Annotated in this window: 20 protein-coding genes; 4 read left to right on the forward strand and 16 right to left on the reverse strand. The window is 62.9% G+C overall.

Annotated features, from left to right (window positions below; all coding sequences use genetic code 11):
• Positions 1 to 101: 101 nt before the first annotated feature.
• From RQ865_RS06550 to RQ865_RS06565, 4 genes are all read right to left on the reverse strand, one after another.
• Positions 102 to 1,013 carry a DUF3800 domain-containing protein gene (locus RQ865_RS06550; protein ID WP_311478323.1) on the reverse strand — a complete coding sequence of 304 codons (912 nt, stop codon included), beginning with the start codon at positions 1,011 to 1,013 and terminating at the stop codon, positions 102 to 104.
• Between the two features lie 900 nt (positions 1,014 to 1,913).
• Positions 1,914 to 2,531, reverse strand: a complete 618-nt coding sequence (locus RQ865_RS06555; RefSeq protein WP_311478324.1) for a response regulator transcription factor — start codon at positions 2,529 to 2,531, stop codon at positions 1,914 to 1,916.
• On the reverse strand, positions 2,528 to 3,841 hold the full coding sequence (locus RQ865_RS06560) for a sensor histidine kinase (RefSeq protein WP_311478325.1): 1,314 nt from the start codon (positions 3,839 to 3,841) through the stop codon (positions 2,528 to 2,530). The genes RQ865_RS06555 and RQ865_RS06560 overlap by 4 nt, the downstream gene beginning before the upstream one ends.
• A complete protein-coding gene (locus RQ865_RS06565) occupies positions 3,795 to 5,909 on the reverse strand; it encodes an MMPL family transporter (protein ID WP_311478326.1) in 2,115 nt (704 codons plus the stop codon). Before RQ865_RS06565 ends, RQ865_RS06560 begins: the two co-directional genes overlap by 47 nt.
• Before the next feature lie 197 nt (positions 5,910 to 6,106).
• Here RQ865_RS06565 and RQ865_RS06570 point away from each other — a divergent pair, with 197 nt between their 5' ends.
• Positions 6,107 to 7,018: an NUDIX domain-containing protein gene (locus RQ865_RS06570; protein ID WP_311478327.1), complete on the forward strand. Its 912-nt coding sequence runs from the start codon at positions 6,107 to 6,109 to the stop codon at positions 7,016 to 7,018.
• A gap of 116 nt (positions 7,019 to 7,134) precedes the next feature.
• Positions 7,135 to 8,325: a galactokinase family protein gene (locus RQ865_RS06575; protein ID WP_311478328.1), complete on the forward strand. Its 1,191-nt coding sequence runs from the start codon at positions 7,135 to 7,137 to the stop codon at positions 8,323 to 8,325.
• A gap of 69 nt (positions 8,326 to 8,394) precedes the next feature.
• Here the strand turns inward: RQ865_RS06575 and RQ865_RS06580 are convergent, their stop codons facing one another.
• The 3 genes from RQ865_RS06580 to RQ865_RS06590 all read right to left on the reverse strand — a co-directional run bounded on the left by RQ865_RS06580 (position 8,395) and on the right by RQ865_RS06590 (position 11,978).
• Complete coding sequence (locus RQ865_RS06580) at positions 8,395 to 9,297, reverse strand: bifunctional methylenetetrahydrofolate dehydrogenase/methenyltetrahydrofolate cyclohydrolase (protein ID WP_311478330.1); 903 nt, start codon at positions 9,295 to 9,297, stop codon at positions 8,395 to 8,397.
• The gene (gene glyA / locus RQ865_RS06585) at positions 9,294 to 10,568 is read right to left on the reverse strand and encodes a serine hydroxymethyltransferase (RefSeq protein WP_311478331.1); all 1,275 of its coding nucleotides are present in this window, start codon (positions 10,566 to 10,568) and stop codon (positions 9,294 to 9,296) included. Before glyA ends, RQ865_RS06580 begins: the two co-directional genes overlap by 4 nt.
• A gap of 183 nt (positions 10,569 to 10,751) precedes the next feature.
• A complete protein-coding gene (locus tag RQ865_RS06590; protein WP_311478332.1) occupies positions 10,752 to 11,978 on the reverse strand; it encodes an MFS transporter in 1,227 nt (408 codons plus the stop codon).
• 98 nt (positions 11,979 to 12,076) lie between these two features.
• Between RQ865_RS06590 and purU the strand changes: the two genes are divergently transcribed.
• Positions 12,077 to 12,910, forward strand: a complete 834-nt coding sequence (gene purU, locus RQ865_RS06595) for a formyltetrahydrofolate deformylase (RefSeq protein ID WP_399521810.1) — start codon at positions 12,077 to 12,079, stop codon at positions 12,908 to 12,910.
• Between the two features lie 87 nt (positions 12,911 to 12,997).
• Here purU and RQ865_RS06600 read toward each other — a convergent pair whose 3' ends face one another.
• The 3 genes from RQ865_RS06600 to RQ865_RS06610 form a co-directional block, all read right to left on the reverse strand.
• Positions 12,998 to 14,131, reverse strand: a complete 1,134-nt coding sequence (locus tag RQ865_RS06600) for a tyramine oxidase subunit B (protein ID WP_311478334.1) — start codon at positions 14,129 to 14,131, stop codon at positions 12,998 to 13,000.
• A 186-nt stretch (positions 14,132 to 14,317) separates the two neighbouring features.
• The gene (locus RQ865_RS06605; RefSeq protein WP_311478335.1) at positions 14,318 to 16,447 is read right to left on the reverse strand and encodes an anthranilate synthase component I; all 2,130 of its coding nucleotides are present in this window, start codon (positions 16,445 to 16,447) and stop codon (positions 14,318 to 14,320) included.
• A gap of 81 nt (positions 16,448 to 16,528) precedes the next feature.
• Positions 16,529 to 18,262, reverse strand: coding sequence for a chromosome partitioning protein (locus RQ865_RS06610; protein WP_311478337.1), 1,734 nt, complete (start codon positions 18,260 to 18,262; stop codon positions 16,529 to 16,531).
• A gap of 224 nt (positions 18,263 to 18,486) precedes the next feature.
• On the opposite strand from RQ865_RS06610, the gene RQ865_RS06615 reads away from it, so the two are divergent.
• Complete coding sequence (locus RQ865_RS06615) at positions 18,487 to 18,945, forward strand: GNAT family N-acetyltransferase (protein WP_311478339.1); 459 nt, start codon at positions 18,487 to 18,489, stop codon at positions 18,943 to 18,945.
• 17 nt (positions 18,946 to 18,962) lie between these two features.
• Here RQ865_RS06615 and RQ865_RS06620 read toward each other — a convergent pair whose 3' ends face one another.
• From RQ865_RS06620 to sucC, 6 genes are all read right to left on the reverse strand, one after another.
• Positions 18,963 to 20,201 (reverse strand): hypothetical protein, encoded by a 1,239-nt coding sequence (locus RQ865_RS06620; protein ID WP_311478341.1) that lies wholly within the window; start codon positions 20,199 to 20,201, stop codon positions 18,963 to 18,965.
• 72 nt (positions 20,202 to 20,273) lie between these two features.
• Entirely contained in the window at positions 20,274 to 21,890 is a 1,617-nt protein-coding gene (purH, locus tag RQ865_RS06625; protein ID WP_311478343.1) for a bifunctional phosphoribosylaminoimidazolecarboxamide formyltransferase/IMP cyclohydrolase, read from the reverse strand.
• Complete coding sequence (purN, locus tag RQ865_RS06630; RefSeq protein WP_311478345.1) at positions 21,887 to 22,492, reverse strand: phosphoribosylglycinamide formyltransferase; 606 nt, start codon at positions 22,490 to 22,492, stop codon at positions 21,887 to 21,889. The genes purH and purN overlap by 4 nt, the downstream gene beginning before the upstream one ends.
• Positions 22,493 to 22,547: 55 nt before the next feature.
• Complete coding sequence (locus RQ865_RS06635; protein ID WP_311478347.1) at positions 22,548 to 24,113, reverse strand: DUF6350 family protein; 1,566 nt, start codon at positions 24,111 to 24,113, stop codon at positions 22,548 to 22,550.
• Between the two features lie 141 nt (positions 24,114 to 24,254).
• Positions 24,255 to 25,139 (reverse strand): succinate--CoA ligase subunit alpha, encoded by an 885-nt coding sequence (gene sucD / locus RQ865_RS06640; protein ID WP_311478348.1) that lies wholly within the window; start codon positions 25,137 to 25,139, stop codon positions 24,255 to 24,257.
• Between the two features lie 30 nt (positions 25,140 to 25,169).
• Positions 25,170 to 26,342: an ADP-forming succinate--CoA ligase subunit beta gene (sucC, locus tag RQ865_RS06645; protein ID WP_311478350.1), complete on the reverse strand. Its 1,173-nt coding sequence runs from the start codon at positions 26,340 to 26,342 to the stop codon at positions 25,170 to 25,172.
• Positions 26,343 to 26,447: the final 105 nt, after the last annotated feature.

The raw sequence follows: 26,447 nt of genomic DNA on the forward strand, positions 1-26,447 counted from the left end.
AGAACCCCCGGCATCTTTCGAGACGCCCCCCGGGGGTTCTTCATTGCGCGTTCAGACACTACGCGCCTGCGGCTATCACATCAACGTGTGCATTCGGAGACCTATTGAGGCCGACTATCCCGGCTCGCAAGCCCGCGCATCTTACGTTGCACGTCAAGCGGGGTTGAGGCACTCACGCGATGGCCATCCACTACCGGGTAGATCGGGCGATGTTTATGAAAGATCTCGTAGTGATGGAGATCATCAACCGATCGATGGCATAGATGCAGTTTCGATTCAAGCGTGAAACTGCCATGCAAAGCTGGTGCCATCTCCCGGTTTGTTACCCACTGATACTGCGAATGCTCCAATAACTGGTAGTCCATCGCGCGCCCAACGCACGCCGCTACCCAATCTGCAAATTGAATGTTTGCGCTCAGCTGGCTGTCAATGTGCATTGGTGGCTCCACGATGCGCCGCATCTCAATCCGCCGAGTTCCACGTCCAAGAATGTGCGCGTACATGACCTGAAGTCGACTCTTGCGTTGCTTCTCATTGACCTGATCCATCATTACCAACAGATTCTTCTTTTTTGCTTCGGCATATGTGGCCAGCCTGTTGAGTGTCTCTTGCATAGCTGCGGTTTCTCGATCCCCCGGATCTACCTTCGCCTGCTTTGGCGTCCCCCGTAATTTCTCATTGGCGTAGTAGAAGAGCTTTCCACCACGATCCGTCAGCAGTCGAACGAGACCGTCAAACACACGAAACTGTTGCGGGTAGCGGACCATCGTCTTCCAGGTGAAGATCTCGGAGCCCTTCTTCTCCCACCTCCCAGCATCTCTGTCGCTTTCACGTATCTCGTGCGCAAATAGTGCGGCTTTCTCTTGCTGAAACTTGCTCGCGAAGTAGCCAGCATCGTGATCATTGATGATGAACCCGGCATACCCAAACGCCGGGTGGGTATTGAACCTCGCGTCATCCCTGCTGATAAAAGCACCGGGTTCGCCAATCTCATCGATGTAGGCAAGCAGCATTTGACTAGTATGCCTGGAAACGCAGAAACCCGTGCGCGATGCACGGGTTTCTCGAATTGACGCTCATGAGCACTGTTTCAGCCCCAGCTATCGCTACCACACTAGCTGCAGATAGATTAGCATCGCAAGTCGCCGGCTGGCTGCCGGTCAGCTTTGAACTAAGTTAGAGCAACCCGACCGACAGACAGCCCTTGGCAGTCACGACGCTCGCTGACCTCAACCATAGTTTCGACCGCTGCTTCCTGGATCCAGACGCTCAGACCTGCACCCATCGCGTGATCGTTGAACGGTTCACACCAGGCACCTTTGCGGCTTCTTTGTTTGGTAGCCACATCTCGACCCGATGCACCCGACCGATGCACCCGACCGCACTGCGCACACAGCCAAGTAGCGTGCTCGAGATTCGCGTAGACCGATCGTATGCGGCACAGCTCACTGTGCCGCTACCGCTACCTCATGCTGGTCAGAACACACTGGTACGTTCCCGTCCGGCGCCAGGTCGAGGTCTTCAGAAGCAGCCTGTCAGAACCACACCACTTCAATGAGTTCAGCTGCCAGCTTGTCGAGGTCGCCGAGGACGCCCGGGCTCGCGGCGTCGGCACGGTATCCGCGGGGGCGGATGCTGTCTCCTGACTAGCTGTTAGGCGCGATTCGTGTAGCGAGCCAGTTCGCGAGTTTCTGGTGTGGCGACGATAACGGTCTCGACACATACGCCGATCTTCCCGATGGTGATTTAATGATGTCGCGACGCACCTTGGTGAGCATGCGCGGCATATGCGGGTTAGTTTTGGCTCACATTCGATCGGCACCAAATTCCTGAAAACACCACAAGACGTTCTGTGAGACCACCGAAGTCATCCATATCCCTAAGCCGTAGCGGGTGCTAGCGGGCTCGTTTCGCTACACGAACCCAAGTGCGCGGGCCACGTGAACTGCGCGCGCCCGACTATCGACATCGAGCTTGGTGAAAATATGCACCAGGTGGCTTTTAACCGTCGCCTCACTCACAAACAGGTTCTGCGCGATTTCCCGGTTCGACTCCCCCGCCGCCAGGTGCTGCAACACCTCGGTTTCGCGTTCCGTCAGCCGCGGTCGAGGCGAACGCATCCCCTCAATGAGCCGGGCCGACAGGCCCGGGCTGAGCACCATACCGCCAGCCGACGCACGCACAATACCGGCGACAATCTCGTCCGGGGTTGAATCTTTCAGCAGATACCCGGTGGCGCCGGCCTCAATCGCACCAAGCACCTCAACATCGCGGTCAAAAGTCGTGAGCATGAGCACTGCCGGGGCCGGGTTAAGCTGGCGCAGCCGCGCGGTCGTCTCAATCCCGTCGATTCCGTCGCCAAGCCGCAGATCGCACAGCACCACATCGGGCTGCAATTCGGCGGCCAACGCCACGGCGTCTTCACCGGTGCCGGTCTCGCCAACTACCCGCACCGTCTCACCATCGAGCACCGCGCGCAGGCCGCTGCGCACCACGGGGTGATCGTCTACCAAGAGCACCGAAATCGTCATTTATCGTCCTTTCGCCGCGGGGATTCTGGCTGGCTGGTTTGCGCGGCGCCGATGGGGATGCGCGCGCTCAGAGCCGTTCCCCGGCCCGGTTCGCTACTGATGTCGAGGGTGCCGCCAAGCTGCTGCACGCGCTGCTGCATGAACCGCAGCCCGTAGCTTGCGGTTCCGGATGCATCCGGGTCGTGTTGTCGCCAGGCAGCCAGATCAAAACCGCGGCCATCGTCGATGACATCGAGGATGATCGAATCGCCATCGTCAATCAGGCTCACCACCACACGGGATGCTTCGGCGTGGGCGCGCACATTTGCCAGCGCCGATTGGGTGATCCGCAACAGCGCCACTTCGACCTCGGCGGGAAGCGGCGGTAGCGAACTGGCAATATGCGCCTCGGTGGCCACGCCCGCTTCGTCGTGAGTGCGCTCGAGCATCCCCTGTAATGCCGCCGCAAAAGCCCCCGCCTCAAGTTCGGCGGGTGTGAGCGCGTCGAGCACGCGCCGCACATCCACGAGGCTTTCGCGCGCGAGCGTTTCAACCTGCCTGAGGGTGCGTTTCGCCGCGGCATCCGAGGTGTGTTGCTGCCCCGAGTTCGCGAGCATCGTGATCGATGAGAGCGATTGCGCGATCGTGTCGTGAATATCGCGCGCGATTCGGGTGCGTTCATCCACGGCACCGGCCTGCCGTTGCGCGATCGCCAGGTCTTCTTGCAGCGCGCCCAGATCACGCTGCGCTTTGGTGAGCGAGGTCACTAGGCGCTCACGCTCGGTGGCGTCGCGCAGCAGCTGCAGATAGCCGCGCGAAACCCCGAAGGCGAACACGCCACCCACGAGCGGTCCGATGATGTAGGCGTAGCTCGTGGCACCGTGATGCAGTAACGGCGCCGTCACCACCGCGATAAACACGAGCGCCGAATACCCGAGCCCCCACCACAGCGGCAGCAGATGGCCCGCAAGTAGCCACAGCAAAAACGCCAGCCACACATATTCGGGTGAGATCACGATCGCCCCGAGCCACAGCACCCCGAAGCCGACCAGCCACCACACCCCAGCTCGGCGCAGCGACGTCAACCGCTGCAACAGCTGCATCCCAATGAAGTTCCAGGCCGGGATGAGCACGGCCGGCACGACCGCCAGCGCCACCGGCACCCCGTCGGCCACCGAACGGTACACCGCGATGGCACTGAGCAGCACCGCTATCACGTGCTGGCCAATCAGCATCGCGCTCACGGTGCGACGGCCCACCACCGACTGTGGGGCCCCTGCCGATTCACTCACGAGCAGCGGCCAATTGGCTGTTGACGTTGGGTGTTGCATGCTCCGTTTTCTGCGAGACCGGCTCGTTCGCGAGCGCCGAGCTCGGTTTTCGTGGCCACCAGATGCGGTCGCCCAGCAGTGCGAACAGTGCGGGCACGATGACCGTTCGTACCACCAGCGTATCGACGATTACCCCAACCCCAACAATGAGCCCCAGCTGGCCGAGCGTGACCAGCGGCAGCACGCCCAGTGCCGCAAACACCGCGGCCAGCACGATGCCAGCGCTGGTGATAACACCACCGGTTTGCGCGACCGCAGCCACCATCCCATCACGGGTACCGAGCGTGCGCGCCTCAGATTGCGCTCGATGCACCAGGAAGATGGTGTAGTCGATACCGAGCGACACCAAGAACAGGAAAGCCAGCAGCGGCACCTGCACATCGAGGGCGGGCTGGCCCAACAGCATCCGACTCAACCACGAACCCGCGCCGATCGCTGCGACCGCGCTGGCGATATTCACCGCGATCAGCAGGATGGGTGCCAACATCGACCGGGTAAGCGCTGCCAGCACCAGCAGGCTCACGGCAATAATCATCGGCACCAGCAGCGCAAAATCGCGCACATTACCGGCACGGGAGTCATAGTCGGTCGCGACCGCGCCACCAACCAACACCTCTCCCTCGGCCGCCTGTGAAAGAGCGCTGCGCAGCTCTGGAATTTGTTCGAGACTTTCGGGGGAACTCGGCGAATATTCACTGGTCACACTGATGCGGGTGAGGGCACCATCAGCAGCGGTACCGCTCGGGTGGGCCCGCAACACACCCGGCACATCAATCGCTGCCGCCACCACGGCATCGGTGTCGCGGGTTTGTGCCACCACCTGAATCGGCTGGGCTTCACCTGCCGGGAAGTGTTCGCTGAGCACTTTGAGCCCGGTCGCCGACTCGGATTGCACCCGAAACTTCGCCAGCTGGTCGAGCCCCACCGAGGTGCCAATGAACCCCGCCGCGAGCACCGCTAGCAATGCCAGCCCCGAAACCAAGCTCGCTGCGGCGCGACGCGACACTCCTGTTGCCATCCGCTGCCAGATATTGACTCGGGCGGGCTCGCGGTCGGGCCGCGGAGTTACCGGCCAGAACACCCCGCGTCCGCACACCGCGAGCGCCGGCGGCAGCACCAGCAGTACGGCGGCCGCGGCGATGAGCAGGCCCGCAGCTGCCGCAACTCCGAGGCCGCGAGTGCCGGGAATCACCGCAAACACGAGGGTGAGAAGTGACAGCACGACGGTGAGGTTCGACGCCACGATTGCGCCAAGGGATGCTCGCCAGGCGGTCGCGAGCGCTGCGCGGTGGTCGGGTTCGTGACGCAGCTGGTCGCGGTATCGCGAGATCAGCAGCAACGCGTAGTTGGCGCCGGCCCCGAACACGAGCACGCTGATGATGCCGGCATCAAAGTTCAGCCCAAGCCATTCTGCTAGCGCCGCGGTCACCCGCCCGGCGAGACCATCGGCAACCGCCACCACTGCCAGTGGCACGAGCCACAGTATCGGCGACCGGTAGGTGATGATCAGCAGCCCCGCAACGATGCAGACGGTGACCAGCAGCAGCGTGAAATCAGCACCGTCGAACGATGCGGCGATATCGGCACCGAAGGCCGGGCCACCGGTGACATACAGCGTCATCCCGGGCACGTCCGCGTCAGCGAGTGTCTGACGCAGTGCCGAAATTGTTTCGGCGGTGTCGGAGCTGGTATCGCCGGTAGTGATGGTGTGCACGAGCAGTGCCGCCTGTCTGTCTTGGCTGACAATCGGCCCGCCGACAGTGTCGGCAGTTTGCGGTAGTGGGAGGGCCGCCAAGCGGTCGATGTCGGCGGCGGTGAGTTCGTGTTGATCGCCGCGTTCGGCGACTATCAGCACTGATTGGCTATCGGCGTCGGGGAACCCTGCCAGCAGTTCAGCGGCGCGGGTCGATTCGGCATTATCGGCGGCGTGATCGGCTCGCGCCGCTGCCGGAGCGGATGCGAACAGTGCGAAAAGTAGTGCGATCATGAGCATCAGCGAGCCGAGTGCAATCCAAGCACCACGGCGGCCGAGCGCATGGCGGGCCAGTGTGACGACAGTTGTTTGCATGGTTCAAGCTCAGCAATTGCCGCGTCGAAACTCATCGCCAGCGCGGTTGAACGAAAATTCAACCGTTCTATTGGTGTGCCGGTGACGAAGTTCGGCGCTGTGCTAACGCGCTGAATTGGTGTCTCGGGTGAAGCACCTAGGCTGAGGCGTGAACGTTCGCGGCGGGGGTTTCGGTCGACACCAGAAAGCGAGGAGTGATGGAGCAGCAACGCACTATCGACCCACAGTCGGGCGATGCCTGGGTGTACGGCCCTCGGGGGAACCGAATGTGGGGGCGTTATGGTGCCGCGGGTCTGGCGATTGTCGATCAGCAGCGCGGCATTCTGCTGCAGCACCGCGCCAGCTGGAGCCACCACGGCGACACCTGGGGTATTCCTGGCGGGGCGCGTGATCGTGATGAAACGGCCACCGCAGCCGCACTTCGCGAAGCACACGAAGAGCTCACCGTACCGCCAGACGCAGCACACATCATCGCGACCCGGGTGCTCGATCTGGGGTTCTGGTCGTACACCACTGTGGTCGCCGAAGCACGCTATCCGTTTCAGCCACAGCTCAACGATGCTGAGTCGGCCGACGCGCGCTGGGTACCGTTCGAGAAGCTGCCTGATTTTCCGCTGCATCCCGGCTTTGCCTCGTCCCTCACCGATCTCGATTGGGTGCTCCACGCCCGGCCCGTGGTGGTGGTCGATTTGGCAAACCTAATGGGCACGGTTCCCGATGGTTGGTGGCGCGACCGTGCTGCAGCCGCCCGCACTCTGATCGAACAGTTCGCCGTGCTCAGCCAATCGGGGGTACCGGCGAGCTTGTTGGGGCTGCCGCTGGAGCGAATCTGGCCGCGGTTTGTGATCGTGCTCGAGGGGGCGGCGAGGCCAGCCGTAGCAGCCGTTTCCGCAGCCGAGCTGATATCCCTTCGCGCCGCCAGCGGTTCGGGTGACGATGAGTTGGTCGCCACGGTCGAGCAGCTGCGCGAACAACACCCACAGCCGTTGATTGCGCTTGCCACCGCCGACCGTGAGCTGCAGCGGCGGGCACGGGCCGACGCGACCCTTTCGTGCGCCGAGCTGCGCACACTATTGTCGGCCGCCCAGGGCCCAGCAACGAACGATTAGGGCACTATTGGGGTGCCGGCTCCGCGCCAGCACCGGTGTTCTCTCGATGAACCGTTGCGCAGCGCCCGATACCATAGAGGCATCCGTAATTTTTCTCGTAGGAAATTGAGCAGCTGATGCACCGCAATACGAGCGACGTTGTTCGCACAGGTTTCGCCGATGCGTTTGGGTTCAACCCCGCCGGAGTTTGGTCTGCCCCCGGTCGCATTAGCCTGATGGGTGACCACACCGACATTCAGGACGGCATCAGCTATGGGTTCGCCTATGGCGCCCGCTCGGCAGTGGCGCTCGCCCCGCGCACCGACCGCCTTATCCGCATCCGCACCGACCTGGTTGACGAGGCAATAGATGTCGAGCTCGACGATATTGCCCCTCCCGCAGCTCACGCCTGGCGCGACTATCCGCTGGGGATGCTCTGGATCATCCGCAATTGGCTGCCCGGCCACGTATTCGACGATGACCGCCCTACACCGCAGCTGACCGGGCTCGACATGTTTATCACCACCGATGTGCCAATCGGTGCCGGGCTCGCTTCGAGCGCGTCGCTGTGCGCCGCACTTTCCACCGGGCTCAACGAGCTGTGGAAGCTCGATCAGCCCCCGATGCGTCTGGCGCGCTTCGGTTACGAGGTTGAGAACGACTACATCGGCGCTTCATCGGGGATGAGCGACCACGTCACGGTGCTGCTGGCCGAAGAGCACCGCGATGTGTTCTATGACGCTCGCGGCGATGACGCCACGGCTATCGATGTCAACCCGCTGTCGGCACACGGCTATGTGGGGATGATTGTCGAAAGTGGTGAGACACATCGCAACTGGGCAGGCCAGGTGAACGACCGCCACGCGGCCTGCCGCCGCGTTGCCGAACAGCTCGGCTACCAGACGCTGCGTGAAGTATCGCTCGAACAGTTGGATGCCGCGCGCGAACAACTTGCTGACGCCGACTATCGCCGTGCCCGCTATATCGTGACCGAGATTCAACGCGTGCTCGATTTCACGCGCCTCAACCGCACTGAGGGGTTGCCCTCGGTGCTGCCGCTGTTTAACCAGTCGCAGCAGTCAATTCGTGACGACTTCGAGGTTTCGACCCAGCGCATCGACCTCATCTGCGAGGTGGCGGCAACCGTTGGCGCCCCGGCTGCTCGCATGACCGGTTCGGGGTTCGGCGGTGCCGTGTTCGTCATCATGGAAGAGTCGAACCGCGAACGATTCGAAACTACGCTGCGCGAGGCTTTCACCGAATACGGCTGGGATGGGCTGCGGATTTACCCGGCAGTGAAAACCGGTGCTGCCCGCCGCGACGCATAGCCTGTTTCAACAACACAAAACCGGGGTGCTCCACCGCAAGGGAAACACCCCGGTTTCGTGCTTCGGCGACTAATTCGCTGACCGGTCGCGAGCGGCAAGCGCACGCTCAGCGGTTTCAACCACATTTGCCAGCAGCAGCGCTCGGGTCATCGGGCCAACACCGCCGGGATTCGGCGAGACGTGGCCGGCAACATCCCACACTGCGGCGTCAACGTCACCGCGCACCTTTGCCTTGCCGGTTTCGGGGTCGGGGATGCGTGACACTCCCACATCGAGCACCGCGGCACCGGGCTTCACCATGTCGGTAGTCACCACACCGGGCGAGCCCGCCGCGGCGATGATCACATCGGCGGTGCGAGCGATCTCGGCCAGGTTGCGGGTGCCGGTGTGGGTGAGCGTGACAGTGGCGTTATAGCGACGGTGCGTCAGCAGCGGACCAATCGAGCGGCCCACGGTTACACCACGGCCAAGCACCACCACATGTTTACCGTCGAGCGAGATGCCGTTGCGTTCGAGCAGTTCGATACAGCCGCGCGGAGTACACGGCAGTGGCGTTTCGATGGGTGATTTGGCGTTGAGCACGAGCCGGCCAAGATTCATCGGATGCAAACCGTCTGCGTCTTTGGCGGGGTCGATGCGTTCAATCAGCGCGTCTTGGTCGAGATGCTTCGGCAGCGGCAGCTGCACGATATAGCCGGTGCAACTGTCGTCGGCGTTGAGCCGATCGAGCTCGGACGCCACCTGCTCGAATGTTGCGTCGGCGGGCAGCTCAACACGAATTGAGGCGATGCCCACCTCTTCACAATCGCGATGTTTACCGCCCACATAGAGCTTGGATGCCGGGTCGTCACCAACCAGCACCGTGGCGAGGCCGGGAACAACGCCGCGTTCGCGCAGTGCCGCCACGCGCTGTTTCAGTTCAGCCTTAATCTGAGCTGCGGCGAGTTTGCCGTCAAGACGTTCTGCGCTCACGCGTAGACCAGCCCCGGGTAGAGCGGGAAAGCTTCAGCCAGCGCCTTCGTGCGGGCACGCAGTGCCTCGATGTCGGGGTTGGGTTTGAGCGTCTCGGCGATCACCTCAGCCACCTCACGGAACTCGTCGTCACCGAAACCGCGGGTTGCCAGTGCCGGTGTGCCAATCCGCAGACCCGAGGTCACCATCGGCGGACGCGGGTCGTTGGGGACGGCGTTGCGGTTGACGGTGATGCCCACCTGGTGCAGCAGGTCTTCGGCCTGCTGCCCGTCAATTTCGGCGTTACGCAGATCGACGAGCACCAGGTGCACATCGGTACCGCCGGCGGTGAGGGCAATGCCGTGTTCGGCCATATCTGGCTGCAGCAGTCGCTGGGCGATAATGTCCGCTCCTCGCAGGGTGCGCTCCTGACGCTCTTTAAACTCGGGCGTAGCGGCGACCTTAAAGGCGGTGGCTTTTGCTGCGACGATGTGCATCAGCGGGCCGCCCTGCTGACCTGGGAACACTGCCGAGTTGATTTTCTTCGACAGGTCGGGGTCGTTGGTCAGGATGAATCCCGAGCGGGGGCCGCCAATAGTTTTGTGCACGGTCGATGAGACAACATCGGCGTACTCCACCGGGTTCGGGTGCAAACCGGCGGCGACCAGGCCTGCGAAGTGCGCCATATCAACCCACAGGTAGGCGCCAACCTCGTCGGCGATCTCGCGGAAGGCGGCAAAATCGAGCTTGCGCGGGTAGGCCGACCAGCCGGCAATGATGACCTTGGGTTTGTGTTCACGGGCGAGTCGGGCGACCTCTTCCATGTCGACGCGGCCGGTGTTTTCGTCAACACCGTAGGCGGCCACATCGTAAAGCCTGCCCGAGAAGTTGATTTTCATGCCGTGGGTGAGGTGCCCGCCGTGGTCAAGCGAGAGCCCCAGGATCGTGTCACCGGGGGTGGCGAGGGCGTGCAGCACGGCAGCGTTTGCGGTGGCACCCGAGTGCGGCTGCACGTTTGCGAACTTCGCACCGAACAGTGCTTTGGCGCGATCGCGGGCGAGGTTCTCGGCCACGTCAACAACCTCGCAGCCACCGTAGTAGCGGCGGCCGGGGTAGCCTTCAGCGTACTTATTGGTGAGCACGCTACCGGCCGATTCAAGCACGGCACGCGGCACGAAGTTCTCACTGGCGATCATTTCAAGCGTGTTGCGCTGGCGTTCAAGTTCATCGCGCAGCACTTCGAGGATTTCCGGGTCGACCTGTGAAAGCGGCAGGTTTTGGTAGTCGGACACATTGACTCCTTGTTCAATTCAATGGCTTGTTGAACTGGATCGGCGAACCCAGGCGTGCGGCTCGTGTTTCCTTTGCCGCTTCCCGATGGTGACCCACCCAACGCCAGTCGCGGCTCGTTCCATACTAAAGCGGGCCGAAGTTGCGAGCAGCTCAGAATACGGCGCGCAACAAAATTGTCGCGTTCACTCGGCAGACGCAGCCGACTTTCGCTGCCGCAAATCAATCGCGATCGACAGCAGGATCGACAGCGCTATCAGCCCCATGAACGCCCAACCGGGCGCCCGCATCCCGAACGAGGTCAGCAACACACCACCCAAATACGAGCCGGATGCAATACCCACATTGAACCCGGTGTTGTAGAGCGCCGCCGCCAGATCTCGCTGGCGTGCAGCCGCAGCTGCCAGCAGTCGGGCCTGCAATAGCACCGGCATGAATCCCATCCCGGCACCCCACAGCACAAACCCCGCGAGCGCCACCGGCTGAACCTCTGCAAAAATCGTCACCACGGCGCCACCGACAAGCATGATCACCGCGGTGAGATACCAGCCCGACTTCGGTCGGCTCGTGAACAGCATCCCGGTTGCCATCGCCGCGAGCGCCGAAGCTATGCCATAACCGAACTGTGCCACCGGTAGCTGCGCCTCGGTAATCGCCACCTCGTGCAGCAGATACGGTGCGTTATACGAGTAGAAGCTGTACTGCCCGCACATGACGATAGCGGTGAGGATGCACACCAGCGTCACCATCCGCAGCGAGTGCTGCGGCCCCTGCAGCGCACTCACAACAGCCTCAGTGTCGATTGCGCCGGTAGTGACAGGTTGCTTACCGGGCCGCCCCTTCGGCAGCACCACAAGCAGGATGAGCACCACCGCCAAACAGCCTCCGGCCACTGCGATAAACGCTGCGCGCCATCCCAGCCACTGCCCCAGCGAGGTGCTGATCGGCACACCCAGCACGAAGGCAAGGCTGCCGCCACCGCCGGTGATCGATACCGCTTTCATCACCTGTTCGGGCTGCACGATGGTCGCGGTGTAGGCGGTGACCGTGGCCCAGAACACCCCATGGGCAACCCCGGTGACCACTCGGCTCACCACCACGAGCGCATAGTTGGGGGCAAGCGCGGTGAAAATGGTGCCGATCGCGAAGATCGTGAGCACCACCACCAGCAGTGTGCGTTTGGGGATGCGGGCGAATAGCAGCACCAGCGGCGTGGAGGTGAGCACGACCGTCAGCGCAAAAACCGACACCAGGTTGCCGATGTCTGAGTGCTGCACCTGCAGCTCGGGCGCCATCAGGTGCATCAAACCCGACGGCATCATCTCGATAGTGATCGACATGAAAGTTGCCGCCGCGAGCGCGATGAGCGCCAGCATGGGCAGGGGATGTTTGGTATCGAGGCTGATATTCACTGCCCCAGATTACGCGTTGAAACTTGGCGGTGTCGTAGGCTGATCTGGTGAGCAATTCCTCGACGCAGCAGCCCAGCACCCCGAACGAACAGCAGTGGATTTTGACGCTTGTCGCCGACGACCGCCCCGGTATCGTCCACGCCATCACCGCCGCCCTGGTGGCGGCCTCGGGAAACATTCTTGAACTGCAACAGTTTTCGTCCACTGACACTGGCCGGTTCTTCCTGCGCCTCGAGGTCGCGACGCCGGTAACGCGCGGTGCGCTGATGGCCGAGCTCGAACCGGTTGCAGCCCGGTTCAACGCGCAGATCCACCTCGATGCCACCAACCGCCGCATCCGCACGCTCATCCTCGGTTCGAAGGCCGAACACTGCGCCAATGACCTGCTTTTCCGGTATCACTCGGGCTATCTGCCGATTGAGGTGCCGATGATGATGTCGAATCACCCCACGCTCGCATCCCTCGCCAAGTTTTATGAGGTGCCGTTCGAACACCTCCCGGTGACGAACCCCGAAGAAAAGGCCGCGTTCGAGCGTCGAGTGCTCGAGGTGGTCAACGAGCACGATATTGAGCTGGTGGTGCTCGCCCGCTACATGCAGATTTTGTCGCCAGAGCTGTGTGATGCGCTCGAGGGCCGCGCCATCAACATTCACCACTCGTTTTTGCCCGGCTTCAAGGGCGCGAACCCCTACCGGCAGGCCCACACCCGCGGCGTGAAGCTCGTGGGTGCCACCGCGCACTTTGTCACTACCGACCTGGATGAGGGCCCGATCATCGAGCAGAATGTGCGCCGTGTCGATCACTCGCAGTCGGTGGCTGAGCTGCAATCGCTCGGCCAGGATGAAGAGTCGCGCACCCTCACCCGGGCGGTGAAGTGGTTCGCCGAGCACCGCATCCTGTTAGACGGTCAGCGCACGATCGTCTTCGACTAGCCACCCGCACGCGCAAACTACGAACCCACCGGGCGGCAGGTGCCATGCACTGGGCAGCTGCCACCCGGTGAGCTATTGTCGCTGCTGCTATGCAAGCGCCGGGGTCTCCCACAGCGGCAACACGGTGCCAATGCCGCGCTCGACCGCGTTGCGGTACACGGTGGTGCCCCAGGCAACATCCTCAATCGGTAGGCCACCCACCGAGAACAGCACGATTTCGTTATCGTCGCGACGCCCCGGTGCGCTCCCTTCAACTACGGCGCCGAGCTCTTCGATATCCCAGCGACGCATCTTGCCCTCCGACACCAGGTCGAGGAACTTGCAGCCGATAATGCCGACAAAGTTGTGCGTGGGATATGGCGCGTCCAGCGCCCAGGCCTCATACAGCCCGTACGAGTCAACGACCTTGCGCACCGCGAGATCTTCGAGTTCCTCGTCAATATTTGCCGGTGCGGGCATGGTGACGAATGTGCCTGCACGCAGCCACTCGCGCTTGAGCAGCGGGTAGTTTTCTACATCCCCGGCTTTGGCGGTGGCGCAATAGGCAACCACATCGCTATCGCAAACCGCCTCTTCGTTGGAGTACACCACCTGGATATCGCGAATTTGCGGAATCCACTCCCCCACCCACTCGCGAAAATCCTCGATACCCGCCTGGCTGCGGCCGCGAACCTTTACGGTGTCAAGTTCGGGTAGCGCCGCGGCCATCGCCGAGAGTGTTGTTCGCCCCATCACGCCGGGCCCAACAATGCCCGCCACCTTCGAGTCGGGGCGCGCGAAATATTTGGCGCCCACACCCGAAACCGCGCCGGTGCGCATCGCCGAAAGCAGGTTCGCCGACATCAGTGCCAGCGGTGCCGCCGTGTCGGTGTCGTTGAGCATGAACATGAGGATGGAGCGCGGCAGGCCCTTGTCGCGGTTGTCGAGATTTGAGCCGTACCACTTCATTCCGGTGGTGCCGAACGAGCCACCCAGATAGGCCGGCATCGCGGTGAAACGACGCTCATCGGCGTGTGCCGGCATCGTTGGAATTGCCGGATGTTCGGGGAAGGTCATCCGCGCACCGTGCGAATCATTATTGGGCCCGGCCATCCGATAATCACCGCGGGCATACAGCTGAAATGTCTCTTCCATTACCGACACGCACGCGGGCATATCCAACACTCCAGCCGCGATAGTGTCGGGTTCGGAAAGGTAGCGGAACTCGATTTTGCTGCTCAACAAGATCCTTTCAGACTCAGGCATGCACCGCCCTGGTGGGGCGCACGGCACGCGCGGGTGAGATAGCGCGTGATCGGCGCCGAAAGCGAGTGTAATCGAGCACGACCAAAGTCGAAGTGACGGGTTGGTAACGCCTTTGCTGCCGCTGCCCAAACCCGTCTTTCGCGGTGGCTATCGCTGGCTGAGTTACGCTGTGGCCTCGCACCGTGCCAGCACCGCATCGATGATTCGGTGCCCGGCGCGGTCGCGCAGTGTCATGAGTGATTCGGGATGAAATTGCACCGCAAACCACGGCTTGTCACGGTGCTGGATCGCCATCGGGATGCCGTCGGTGTCGCTCGCGACCACGGTGAGTTCGTCGGGTATCGAAACGGGGTCGACATACAGCGAGTGGTAGCGGCCGGTGACGAATGTTTCGGGGAGTGAGTCGAGGAATCCCGCGGCCACCACCTGCACCTCGCGCTCCTGGCCGTGCAGCGGATGGTCGAGCTGTTTGAGGGTGGCGCCAAAATATTCGGCTATCGCCTGCTGTCCGAGGCACACACCGAACACCGGCAGACCGCGACGGTCAACCTCGGCGAGAATCTGCGCATCCGCAAAATCATCGGGGCTGCCTGGCCCTGGCGACATCACCACGAGCGTGGGCTGGTGCTGGTCGATGACCGCGACGATAGTCTCTGCATCCAGGCCGCCTTTCGGCACTCGCACCGTGTGCACCTCGGCGCCGGTTTCGCGCATATATCCGGCGAGCATTTGCACGAATGAGTCTTCGTGGTCGAAGAACAGGATGCGATGCCCGCTGCCGGTGCGCGGCGCGGCTTCGGTTTCGGGTTCGTCAGCATCGGCGGCGTCGATGGCTTCGAGTAGCGCCGAGGCTTTCATCTCGGTCTCGCGCTCTTCGTCCTCGGGGACCGATTCGATGAGTAGCGTGCCGCCGGCGCGCACTTCGGCCACTCCGTCGCGAATCATTGCCGCGCGAATTGTCAGCCCGGTGTTGATGTCGCCATTCGCTCCGAGTACGCCGAGCGCGCCCGCATACCAGGTGCGCGGTGAGCGCTCATGTTCGTCGATAAAGCGCATTGCCCAAATCTTCGGTGCCCCGGTAACGGTGACCGCCCACATATGCGAGGCGACGGCATCAATACCGTCATATCCGGGGCGCAGCGTGCCCTCGACGTGGTCGACCGTGTGGATCACTTTGGCGTACAGTTCAACCTGGCGGCGACCAATAATTCGCACCGACCCGGGCTCGCAGATTCGTGCCTTGTCGTTGCGGTCGACATCGGTGCACATCGTCAGTTCGGCGCGGTCTTTTTCGCTATTGAGCAGCGTGAGAATCTGGCCCTCATCTTCAATCGCGTCGGCACCGCGGGCGATTGTGCCCGAGATCGGCGCGGTTTCGATGCGGCGGCCATTAACCCGCACAAACATTTCGGGGGATGCGGTGATGAGAAACTCATTGTCGCCGAGGTTCATGAGCGCCCCATAGGGTGCCGGATTGTCGCGACGCAGGCGCTGGAAAACTCGCGAGGGTGTGGTGTGCAGCGGCTTGCGGAACGCCTGCCCGGGCACCACCTCGAACAGGTCGCCGCGCCGGAACGATGCTTTTGCTTCACGCACCAGCTGTGCATACTCACCGGGCTGGTGGTCACGGCTCGGCTGCGCCAGCGGGTCGGGACCTGTGAACGGTGCCGGCACCTCGGCGCGGGGGATGCCCTGGGTTGATTGCCCGAGATATTCGAACTCGAAGTCGTAGCGGCGTGCATCCCCGCGCTGCCGGTCAACCGCCAGCACCGAGTCGGGTAGGTAGACCACCAGGTCGCGCTGGCTGCCGCCGGCTGGCTCGTTCAGCGCCTCAATTTGGCGCACCAGGTCGTAACCGAACGGGCCGTACAGCCCCAGATGCGGCGCATCCGACGGTAGTGCAGCGATGAGCGCCCGCAGCACTGTGAACGATGAGCGGCGACGGGTGCGGTCTTCTTCAGCGAGCAGTTCATCGCGCTGCGGTGTGATTTCAATCAGATACTCGTGGCTCGAGGCGGCGCTGAGGGTGAGCCCATCAATCTGCTGCAGCGCATCCACGAATGCCTGCAACGGCACCAGCCCCCGGTCGTTGAGCGCCTGCATCCGCAGTGAGAAACCGCGGCCCTCAAGTTTCAGGGGTGGATCGATAAAGCCGAGGTCCCACTGGGTGTAGCGGCCCGGAAACTCCACTCCGCTCGACAACACCACACCGGCGCGCCAGTCGAGCCCGGTAATGATCTCAGTCATTTCTGCGGGGTCGACGGCGTGCGTAGCGGTAGTTACTGTGAGCATACAAGCTAGGTTAGTGCCTGGATGCGCCGAGAGAATGCGGGTGCGCGATCAGCCAAGTTTTCGGTGCACAGCTGGCGGCTGCTACAGCCCCCGCGCAATCTCGGCGGTTACGCGCCGCCACGCATCGCGGGTTGCGGGTTTGAGCGAGCGCACATCGAGTTCGCTGCCGCCAACAAATGCCTCATCGTAGGGCACCGAAAGCACCACTCGCGTCAACTGAGAGAAGTGGTTCTCCAATCGGTTGGTGCGCGCTTGATCTTCTTTCGCCGAGGGTGCCGAAATGATTGTGACGGCATTGGCGAGTTTGTCTCCCAGGCCGCGTTCACGCAGCCCGTCAGCGAGCCAGGCCGCCGAGGCTGCGGTGTCTTCGCGCGAGGTAGAAACAATCACGAGCTGGTCGGCAGCCTCAACCGCCGCCTCCCAGTTCGAAGCGCGCATATTGTTCCCGGTGTCGATCACCATGATGCGGTAGAACCGGCTCAACACCCGGTGCAGCCGACTAAACGCGTCGTCGTCAATAATCGCGGCGCTGGCCGCATCGTCATCGCTGGCGAGCACATCGAAGCGAGCGCGCCCTTGGTTGCGCACATACCGGTCGAGCTCGTTCACCGAGGCTCCGCCCGAAATCTCAAACTTCGGCAGTTCGCGCAACAGATCGACGGCGGTGTTCGAGTGATTGGCCGGTTTCGACCGCCAGCCGAGGGTGCCGCGGGTCTCGTTGTTGTCCCAGGCAAGGGTATAGCCGCCGCGGTACATCCCGAACATTGCCGCGATCATGAGGGTCGTGGTGGTCTTGTGTGCGCCGCCCTTGGGATTGACCACCACGATAGTGCGCGGCCCATCGTAGTGTCGCTGAATGGCCTCGATATCTTCGCTCTCAGAAAGCTCGACACGCCCCGGGCGCAGCGTGATGAGACCACCACTGAGCTTGTTCAGCCCCGCGCGCCAACCGGTTTCAGCAACCTGCTTGTGGGCCGGTTCGGGTTCGGTGAAAAAATCGTCGAGTGTGGGCACCGATTCGGCGCCCACCGACGGGGATGCAGCTGGCTGTGGTGTGGTATCCCTGGTCGGTTTCGGTGCTGCCTGCTGGGCTTGCTGGTCTTGTTTAGCAGACCGTGCCTCTCGCGGAAATACCGGTGACCAGTCTTCATCCGCCGCAGTGTCAGTGGCCTCGGTAGCCCGCTCAGCGTCGTCGAAGTTGCGGCCTGCCCCCTCATTGAGATAGGCATCAAGTGCGGCGACACTATCGTCGTCGAGATCAGCAAACATGCGGCTGATGATCGGCACCTCGTCGGTTTCGGGGTCGGCTTCGGCCTGAACTCGCGAACGCTGGGGTTGAGGTGCAGCCTTCGTTTCGTGATCGGTTTCGGCCGCCGGTTCGGGCTTGGCAAACACCAGCTGCTCGTCTTGCTCTGCCGCTGGTGCGTGCTGCTGCGCCACCGGTTCAGGCTCGGATTGCAGCTTCGCCATCATCGAGGTGCGCGGCAGCGAAACCGTCTCGTGCAGCGATTCGGTCACTGGTGCCAGCGAGGTGTCGCCCGGCTGCAGTGGCTCAGGGTCGCCTACCTGATCGAGACCACCGCTCGCACGCACGCGCAGCGGATAAACCGCATCAACGTCGATCGTGCGCACATCGAGGTCTTCACCCAGTTCGGCGGCACGCTCAATGGCCCTGGTAATTACTAGTTCACGCACCGTGTCGGCATCGGCGGCTTCGAAACGCTCTACGTGTAGCCCCTCACGCAGCTCGCCTTTCCCGTCATAGCGAACCAGCGCGACCAGACCATGCCGTGCGTCACTTGAATCACGTGTCACGAGGAGCCTCCAGCGAATGCATGAGATTGGGGTCCGACATCGGTACCGGTGAGTACCGCAAGCCGCTAGGCACGCCCGTTCAGAGCGAGCTTCATCATCTGGTAATGGTAGTGCGGTATAGCTCGAGAACAGCTGGAACTTACCGTTTGGTAAACAAGCTCGCATCCAGCCGGTGCACAGCGAGGTTTCCGTGAAGCGTTACCTACAGCGGGTAGGCTCGAGCTATGACCGAGCTGCGAATTACTCCACTTACTGCCGACAATGTTGTGGCAGCCAATACCTTGACGCTGAAGCCAGGGCAGGAAGCATTTGTCGCTCCGGTTTCGCACTCAATCTCGGAAGCGTACGTCAACCAAGACACCATGTGGCCGCGGGTTGTCGAAGCCGACGGCGAGGTGGTTGGTTTCATCATGGCCACCTTCGATCCAGACGCCGAAGACGAGCTGTTTCGCTCGACCATCCTGCGCATGAATGTGAGCGCCGAACATCAGCGCCAGGGGGTCGGGGCGTTCGCGGTTAACGCGGTGCTCACCGAAGCTCTCAACCGTGGTTTCGACCGGGTGATCGCGGTGTGGGAAGACGGCGACCTCGGCCCCGGTCGGTTCTTCGAGGCGATGGGATTCAAGGTCGTCGGCGAAACCCCCTACGGCGAGGTCATCGGCGAGCGTCGCATCATGCAGTAGCGGCGCACCCGCTGGCGCTAGTCGCGCGAGCGCAGTGAGAGCCGCGGTAGCGAGCCGCCGGCAGCTTCAAACTCACCAATCTCCAGCTCAACCACGTCATATCCGAGGCCGCGAAGCAGCTTGGCAGTCTCGGGCGCCGATGCCGAAACTCCGATGGTGTACTCATCGAACGCAACTGTCGCAGCACCGCGGGCTTCGGGCACCGGAATGAACCCGCCCAGCGCCTCGGGCAGCTCAATCGCGGCCAGCCACACCAGCACGACACCGTCGGGTAGCACCGACGCCACGTCGGTCAGTTGCATCCCCGAAACCATCGGCACCGACACCACCCGGTAGCCGCGCGGCGCCAGCAGGCGGCGCAGCTGCCGCACCGCGCTGACGTTGGTTGCCCCGCCCAATCCCACGTAGACAGTCGATTCGCTCACGAGCACATCGGCCGGGTCAAAAAATGCGGGTGCCTCCAACTCTTCTAGCACCGCTCCGGCACCCACAAGCACCTCTCGCACATCGGCAAGTTCAGCGCGACGCACATCACGCTTCGGCCGAGCCAACACCACCTGCTCGCCGATCACCAACGCCGTATCGCCAACGAAAACTGACCGTTTCTCGTGCGCGGCCTCGGCTATCGCCTCGGTGCCCCAGCCATGAGACTCAAACGCTGCAACCATGGCTTCCCACTGCGCGTTCAGCGCCTCGCGGGCATCATCATTGACGGCGGCATCGAGCATTGCCTGTGACGGGATGCGAACGAAAGCCGACCCGGCAGCGCTGGTCGAAACCGGCGCCGCGATATTGCCCACCAGGCGCGCATTCACCTCCAGCCCGGCGAGCGAACGGTACACCGGCGGAGCTAACAGCGTCGCCGTCAAAACACCGGTCATGGCGTAGGGAAAGGTCAGCCCCAAAAGCTCTGCAAACACGGCGCCCCAGGTGGATGCGTCAAGCTGTGCACCATTGGCCACAATGAGAATGACATGTCCGAGCACGCCGCCGACCACCACCGAAACCAGCCCGACGAGGGCGCCCTGCCACCAGGTGCGCAGCCAACCGAGCGCGCCCGCGGTAAACATCAGCACCAGGTAGAACAGCACCGGCATGGCGGCGACCCCGAGCGCTCGACCGAACGTGTCGAACGGCGAGAGCACAAAAGTGAGGTCGCGCTGGTTGGTGATGAGCAGCGTGCCTGCCAGGGTGACGGCGGCAGCTGCGAGTGCTGCTCCCAGCGCGGCGTGGGTGGGTTGCGGAATACGGGCCACGGGTTCCCTCAATCTCATTGGCTATTGCCGCACAGTGACTACTCTCGACCCTGCGGCAGCTGGTGTGTTGGTCTAGTGGAAGAAATGACGTTCGCCGGTGAAGTACATGGTGAGCCCGGCAGCCTCGGCGGTGGCCTTCACCTCATCATCGCGGATCGACCCGCCCGGTTGCACGACCGCCCGCACACCGCCGTCGATGAGCACCTGCAGGCCGTCAGCGAACGGGAAGAACGCATCGGATGCGGCCACAGCACCCCTGGCACGGTCGCCTGCACGGCTGACCGCGAGGTGGCACGAGTCGACCCGGTTGACCTGCCCCATCCCCACGCCCACCGAGGCGCCCTGATTGGCGAGCAGAATCGCGTTCGATTTCACCGCACGCGAAGCAATCCACGCAAACTCAAGGTCGCGCAGGGTTTCGACATCCGCGGCCTCGCCGGTGACGAGCTCCCAGCCGGCCGAGAAACCGGCTGCCGGGAAGCGGTCGGGAGTCTGAGCGAGCAGGCCTCCCGAAATCTGCCGCAGTTCGATGTCTTCGCGATGGTATCCCGCGGGCAGCTGCAGTAGGCGAATGTTTTTCTTCTTCGTGAGCAGCTCGACAGCCGCGGCGGCAAAGCTCGGGGCCACGACCACCTCGGTGAAAATCTCGCTCAGAGTCTGGGCCATTTCGAGCGAAACTTCGCGGTTGGCGGCCACTACCCCACCGAATGCCGAAAGCGGGTCGCAGGCGTGTGCCCGCCGGTGCGCCTCGGCAATTGCCGCGGCATCATCGAGCCCGGCGGGAGCGATGGCAATACCGCAGGGGTTGGCGTGTTTGATGATGGCAACGGCCGGCACCGTAAAGTCGTAGGCCGCGCGAAGTGCCGCATCGGCGTCAACGTAGTTGTTGTACGACATCTCTTTGCCGTGCAATTGTGTGGCCTGGGCAATACCGGCACCCCTATCAAAGGTGTAGAGGGCGGCCTGCTGGTGTGAGTTTTCGCCGTAACGCAGCTCACTAGCGCGGCTGGCACCAACTTCGAGGCGGCTGGGCAGAACACCGGCGCGCTCGTGGTTACCGGCAGACAGCTGTTCGGCAAACCAATTGGCGACGGTGGTGTCGTATTCGGCGGTGTGTGCGAAGGCTGCGGCGGCCAGTTCGCGGCGCTGCTGGTAGGTGGTGCCACCCGCCGCGAGCGCGGCGATGATGTCGCCGTAGCGGTCGGGGTTGACGACGATGGCCACATTGGCATGGTTTTTCGCCGCTGCACGCACCATTGCCGGGCCCCCGATGTCGATCTGTTCCACCGCATCGTCATACTCGGCGCCGGCCGCGATGGTCTGCGCGAAGGGGTAGAGGTTGACGACGACGAGTTCGAACGGCGCGATGCCGAGTTCATCCAGTTGCTGTTCGTGCGAGGCGAGACGCAGGTCGGCGAGCAGCCCGCCGTGGACGTGCGGGTGCAGGGTTTTGACGCGACCGTCGAGGATTTCGGGGAATCCGGTTACCTCGGCGGCATCGGTTACGGGGATGCCGGTGTCACGGATGCGGGATGCGGTTGAGCCGGTCGAAACGATTTCGGCGCCGGCGGCGTGGATTGCGGCGGCGAGCTCTTCGACACGGGTTTTGTCGCTCACGCTGATGAGCGCGCGGCGAACGGTGATTCGGTCGCGTTCGCGACGTGGCTCGGTGATCTTCGGTGCGCTCATGCCGTGATTTCCTCCAGGTTGATGGTGCCGTCAGCGATGCCGCGCACCGTGTCGATGAGTAGCTTTCGTTCGGCTACTTTGATGCGGTTATGAAGTGTGGTTTCGTCATCGTCGGGTGCGATAGGGATGCGCACCTGGTCGATGATTGGGCCGGTGTCGACACCGTTGTCGACGATCATGATGGTGGCCCCGGTTTGGGTGGCGGCGGCTGCGAGGGCGTCGCGCACCGCGTGCGCGCCGGGGAATTCGGGCAGATAGGCCGGATGCGTGTTGAGCAGTGCCGGTGCCAGGGACGCCACAAATCGCGGCGGCACCAGGCGCATAAAGCCGCTGAGCACGGTGAGGTCGGGCTGGTGTTGCTGCACCGCTTCGAGTAGCGCGTCACCCCAGCTGGCCCGGCTGTCGTAGTCGGCCGGGTTGACGATGAAGGTCGGGATGCCGAGTTCGTCTGCGAATGCCAGGTTGGCTCGCGGCGAGTCGGCGCCGATTGCGACCACGCGAGCGGCAATCGGGTTGGGTGTTGCCTGCGATGCCTCGAGCGCTTCGAGTAGCGCCTGCAGGTTCGTTCCCGACCCAGAGATAAGAACTACGAGCTTCAGCACCGCTCCAGCTTATCGCGCCGGCGCCGATGGACCTCGGCGCAGCAACCGCCCCCGATTAGAGTTCGTCGTCGAGATCGGCGTAAATATCGGGTTCGTCGGGGCGGCGCAGCACTTCAGACAGGTCGCGGCGAGACACCTCTTTCGGGTCGCGGCGCTGGCCGCTTCGGCCGTGATCTGCCGCCACCTCACTCGCACCCGCGGCAGCAGAGCCAACCGCGCGCGGCCAGCGCGCATCCGGCCGCTTCGCCCTGTCGCTACTCACTTCTGGCTGCACGCCCGAGTCGTGGTCATCAACCTCGGCTGCGTACGGCTCAGCCTCGAACCGGTCGCCGGCAAACCACGATGGCCCCGGTTCCCGAGACGACATTGGTTCTCGCGACGACCCTGGTTCCCGAGACGCTACTGGCGACACCGACGGCTTCGCGGCAGCATCCAACCCGATTATCTCAAGCGGCACGAAAGTGCCCATGCACGCGGCCACGACAAAAATTACAATCGCGGCCAAGAGCATCCACCCCGGATGCGGGCCAAAATCGCTCAGCCGACCGGGGCCGAGCGACCCCCGCGCCAACACCCCACACAGCGACAGCGCCGCCGCAGCCAGTAACCCGCCAATAGCACCGGGCACCAGCCGCAAATACCAGGGCCGGCCAGCGTCACTCGGCGCCAGCATCCGGTCGCTCAGGCACAGCGCAGTTGCCAGTGCCAGCGGCAGCGCCACCAGCGCCCACAGTGCCGGCAGCTCACCCTCGGGAACCAGCCCGAGCAGCGGAACCGCCGGCAGCGGACCGGCGTGGGTGCCGCCCAGCTGCGAATACGATCCCTCACCGAGCGCGAAACCCGAGCCGAGTAGCCACGACGCCGCCCACACGACAGCTGTGGGCAAATACGCCAGGTGGGCAAGCCCCACTGCGACCACACCCGAAATATCCAGTTGCAGGGCCTGCTGCAGTGCGATAACACGTCCAACGCCGGTGAAAAATGCCACCAAAAGGGCCAGCGATGCCAGTGCAAAAACCCCAACAATCAATCCCGCAGCAACCCGAGCCGCACGCCCCGCAAGCTCGAGCACAAGATCGGTTTTCTCGCCCAGCCAGCGCTCCCAGGGCACGAACTCCCACACCCGCATACCGGCGAGCATCGCCAGCAGCCAAATGAGTGCGCCCGGCACCACCGCGCTCGTAACATCAACGGCCACCACGTCGGGGTTGGTGAACTGCAGCGAAAACACAGCGGCCCCCACAAATGCCGCAATGCCGACCACAAACTCGAACCAGGGCTGTCGGTTCTCATCAACCGTCATCCGAGCGCCCGCACGCCAACCGAACACGGCGATAAGCACCGCAAATAGCAGCGGGGCAACCGAAACCATGAAACTGAACGGCTCAGGGAGTCCGAGCTGCGGGTAGGTGGCCGGGTCGACAGTGAACGTCACCTCACCGCCGAGCCCGAGCCCCCAAACCGCGGTGGCAGCCATGATGATCGCGCTAAACGGAGTATCAACCCACCCCTGCGTGGCAAGCCAACTGATCGCACCAACAAGTGCAGGTACGCCAAAGCCCACCGCGACGCAGAGCAGAGCGTCGGCGATGAGTGAGATGAGAGTCAGTGGCCGAAACATTGCGTTCTGAGAGTAGTCGACTCGGGCGTGGCAAATGCGGCATCGAGCCGGAGCGCCGTGGAACCCCCGATACCCAAAACACCTCGGGGCCGGAAGCTGCCGCTGCCGACCCCGAGATGCAACATCTAACAGGCGCTGGGCCTAGAGCCCGGCGAAGATCTCTTTCATGATGTTGGCAGTTTCGGTGGGAGTGGTGCCCACGCGCACGCCAGCAGCCTCGAGAGCTTCTTTCTTGGCCTGCGCGGTACCGGCCGAACCGGTGACAATCGCACCGGCGTGCCCCATGGTCTTTCCCTCCGGGGCTGTGAAACCAGCAACATAGCCGACAACGGGCTTGGTGACGTTCGCCTTGATGTATTCGGCGGCACGCTCTTCGGCGTCACCACCGATTTCACCAATCATCACGATGGCCTTCGTTTTGGGGTCGGCCTCGAAAGCAGCCAGCGCATCAATGTGCGTGGTGCCGATCACCGGGTCGCCGCCAATGCCGATTGCGGTCGAAATGCCGATCTCGCGCAGCTCGTACATCATCTGATAGGTCAGGGTGCCCGACTTCGACACGAGACCGATCGGGCCCGAGCCGGTGATGTTGGCGGGCGTGATACCAGCCAGCGAAACCTCGGGGGTGATGATGCCCGGGCAGTTGGGGCCGATCAGGCGGGTCTTGCCGATTTGCTGCACGCGAGTGAAAGCTTCGGCGGCGTCACGCACCGGAATCCCCTCGGTGATCGCAACAGCCAGGCCGATCTCGGCCTCGGCAGCCTCGATGATTGCGTCCTTGGCGAATGCCGGAGGTACAAAAATTACCGACACATTGGCGCCGGTGGCAGCCATCGCCTCTTTTACAGTGCCGAAGATCGGCAGTTCTTTACCGGCGAGCTCGATGGTCTGGCCAGCCTTGCGGGGGTTTGTGCCGCCCACGACATTGGCGCCGGCCTCGAGCATGCGGGTTGCGTGCTTCGAACCCTCTGAACCCGTGATGCCCTGGACGATGATGACTGAGTTTTCGTCGAGAAAAATTGCCATGTTTCTGAATCCTTTATCGGTAGCTTCGGGCTAGGCGGCGGCTGCTGCGAGCTCAGCGGCCTTATCGGCGGCCTCATCCATGGTGGCGACCACGGTGACCAGCGGGTGGTTAAATTCGTCGAGAATGGCACGACCGGCGTCAACGTTGTTGCCGTCGAGGCGCACCACGAGCGGCTTGGAGGCCGCATCGCCGAGCGTTTTGAGTGCGCCGACAATACCGTTGGCTACGGCATCACAGGCGGTGATGCCACCGAAGACGTTCACAAACACGCTCTTGACCTGCTCGTCACCGAGGACGACGTCAAGCCCTGCAGCCATCACCTCGGCCGAGGCACCGCCACCGATGTCGAGGAAGTTCGCGGGTTTCATCCCACCGTGCTTCTCGCCAGCGCCAGCCACAACATCGAGGGTCGACATCACTAGCCCGGCGCCGTTACCGATAACACCAACCTGGCCGTCGAGTTTGACGTAGTTGAGGTCGTGTTCTTTCGCCTTTTCTTCGAGCGGGTCGAGGCCGCCGGCGGCGACACGCAACGACTCGTGGTCGGGGTGACGAAACTCGGCATTGTCATCAAGCGTGACCTTACCGTCGAGCGCAATGACCTCGCCCTCGGCGGTGAGCACGAGCGGGTTCACCTCGACGAGGGTTGCGTCTTCGTCACGGTAAACCTCGTAAAGCTTCTGCAGCACGGGCACCACCTTTTCGGCCGTCTCAGGCTCGAAACCAGCCTGCGCCACAATCTCACGAGCCTTCGCCTCATCGATCCCCACGATCGGGTCGACAGCGACGCGAGCAAGCGCCTGGGGACGCTCGGCAGCGAGCTGCTCGATTTCCATACCGCCCTCAACCGAGCACATGGCCAGATAGTTGCGATTGGCGCGGTCGAGCAGCACCGAGAAGTAGTATTCTTCGGCGATGTTGGCGCCGGCCGCCACCATCACGCGCTCGACAGTGTGCCCCTTAATGTCGAGACCAAGAATCTGCTGTGCCGCAGCGTATGCCTCATCGGGGTTCTTCGCCACCTTCACCCCGCCGGCTTTACCACGGCCACCCATTTTCACCTGAGCTTTCACGACGGTCACCCCGCCCAGCTGTTCAGCGGCAGCCTTTGCCGCTTCAGGGGTGTCGGCGACAATACCGGCCAGCACCGGAACGCCGTGCGCTTCAAACAGGTCGCGCGCCTGGTACTCGAAAAGATCCACGTTGATTTCCCATCCGCGGCTGAGCCGCGTCGATCGACTCCTCGGGCGGTTATCCGTCCGAGCCCTAACTAGCAGATAGAGGCGCGGCACTGCACCAAAGTTTCG

It is taken from the genome of uncultured Gulosibacter sp. (assembly GCF_963509965.1).
GTDB lineage: Bacteria > Actinomycetota > Actinomycetes > Actinomycetales > Microbacteriaceae > Gulosibacter.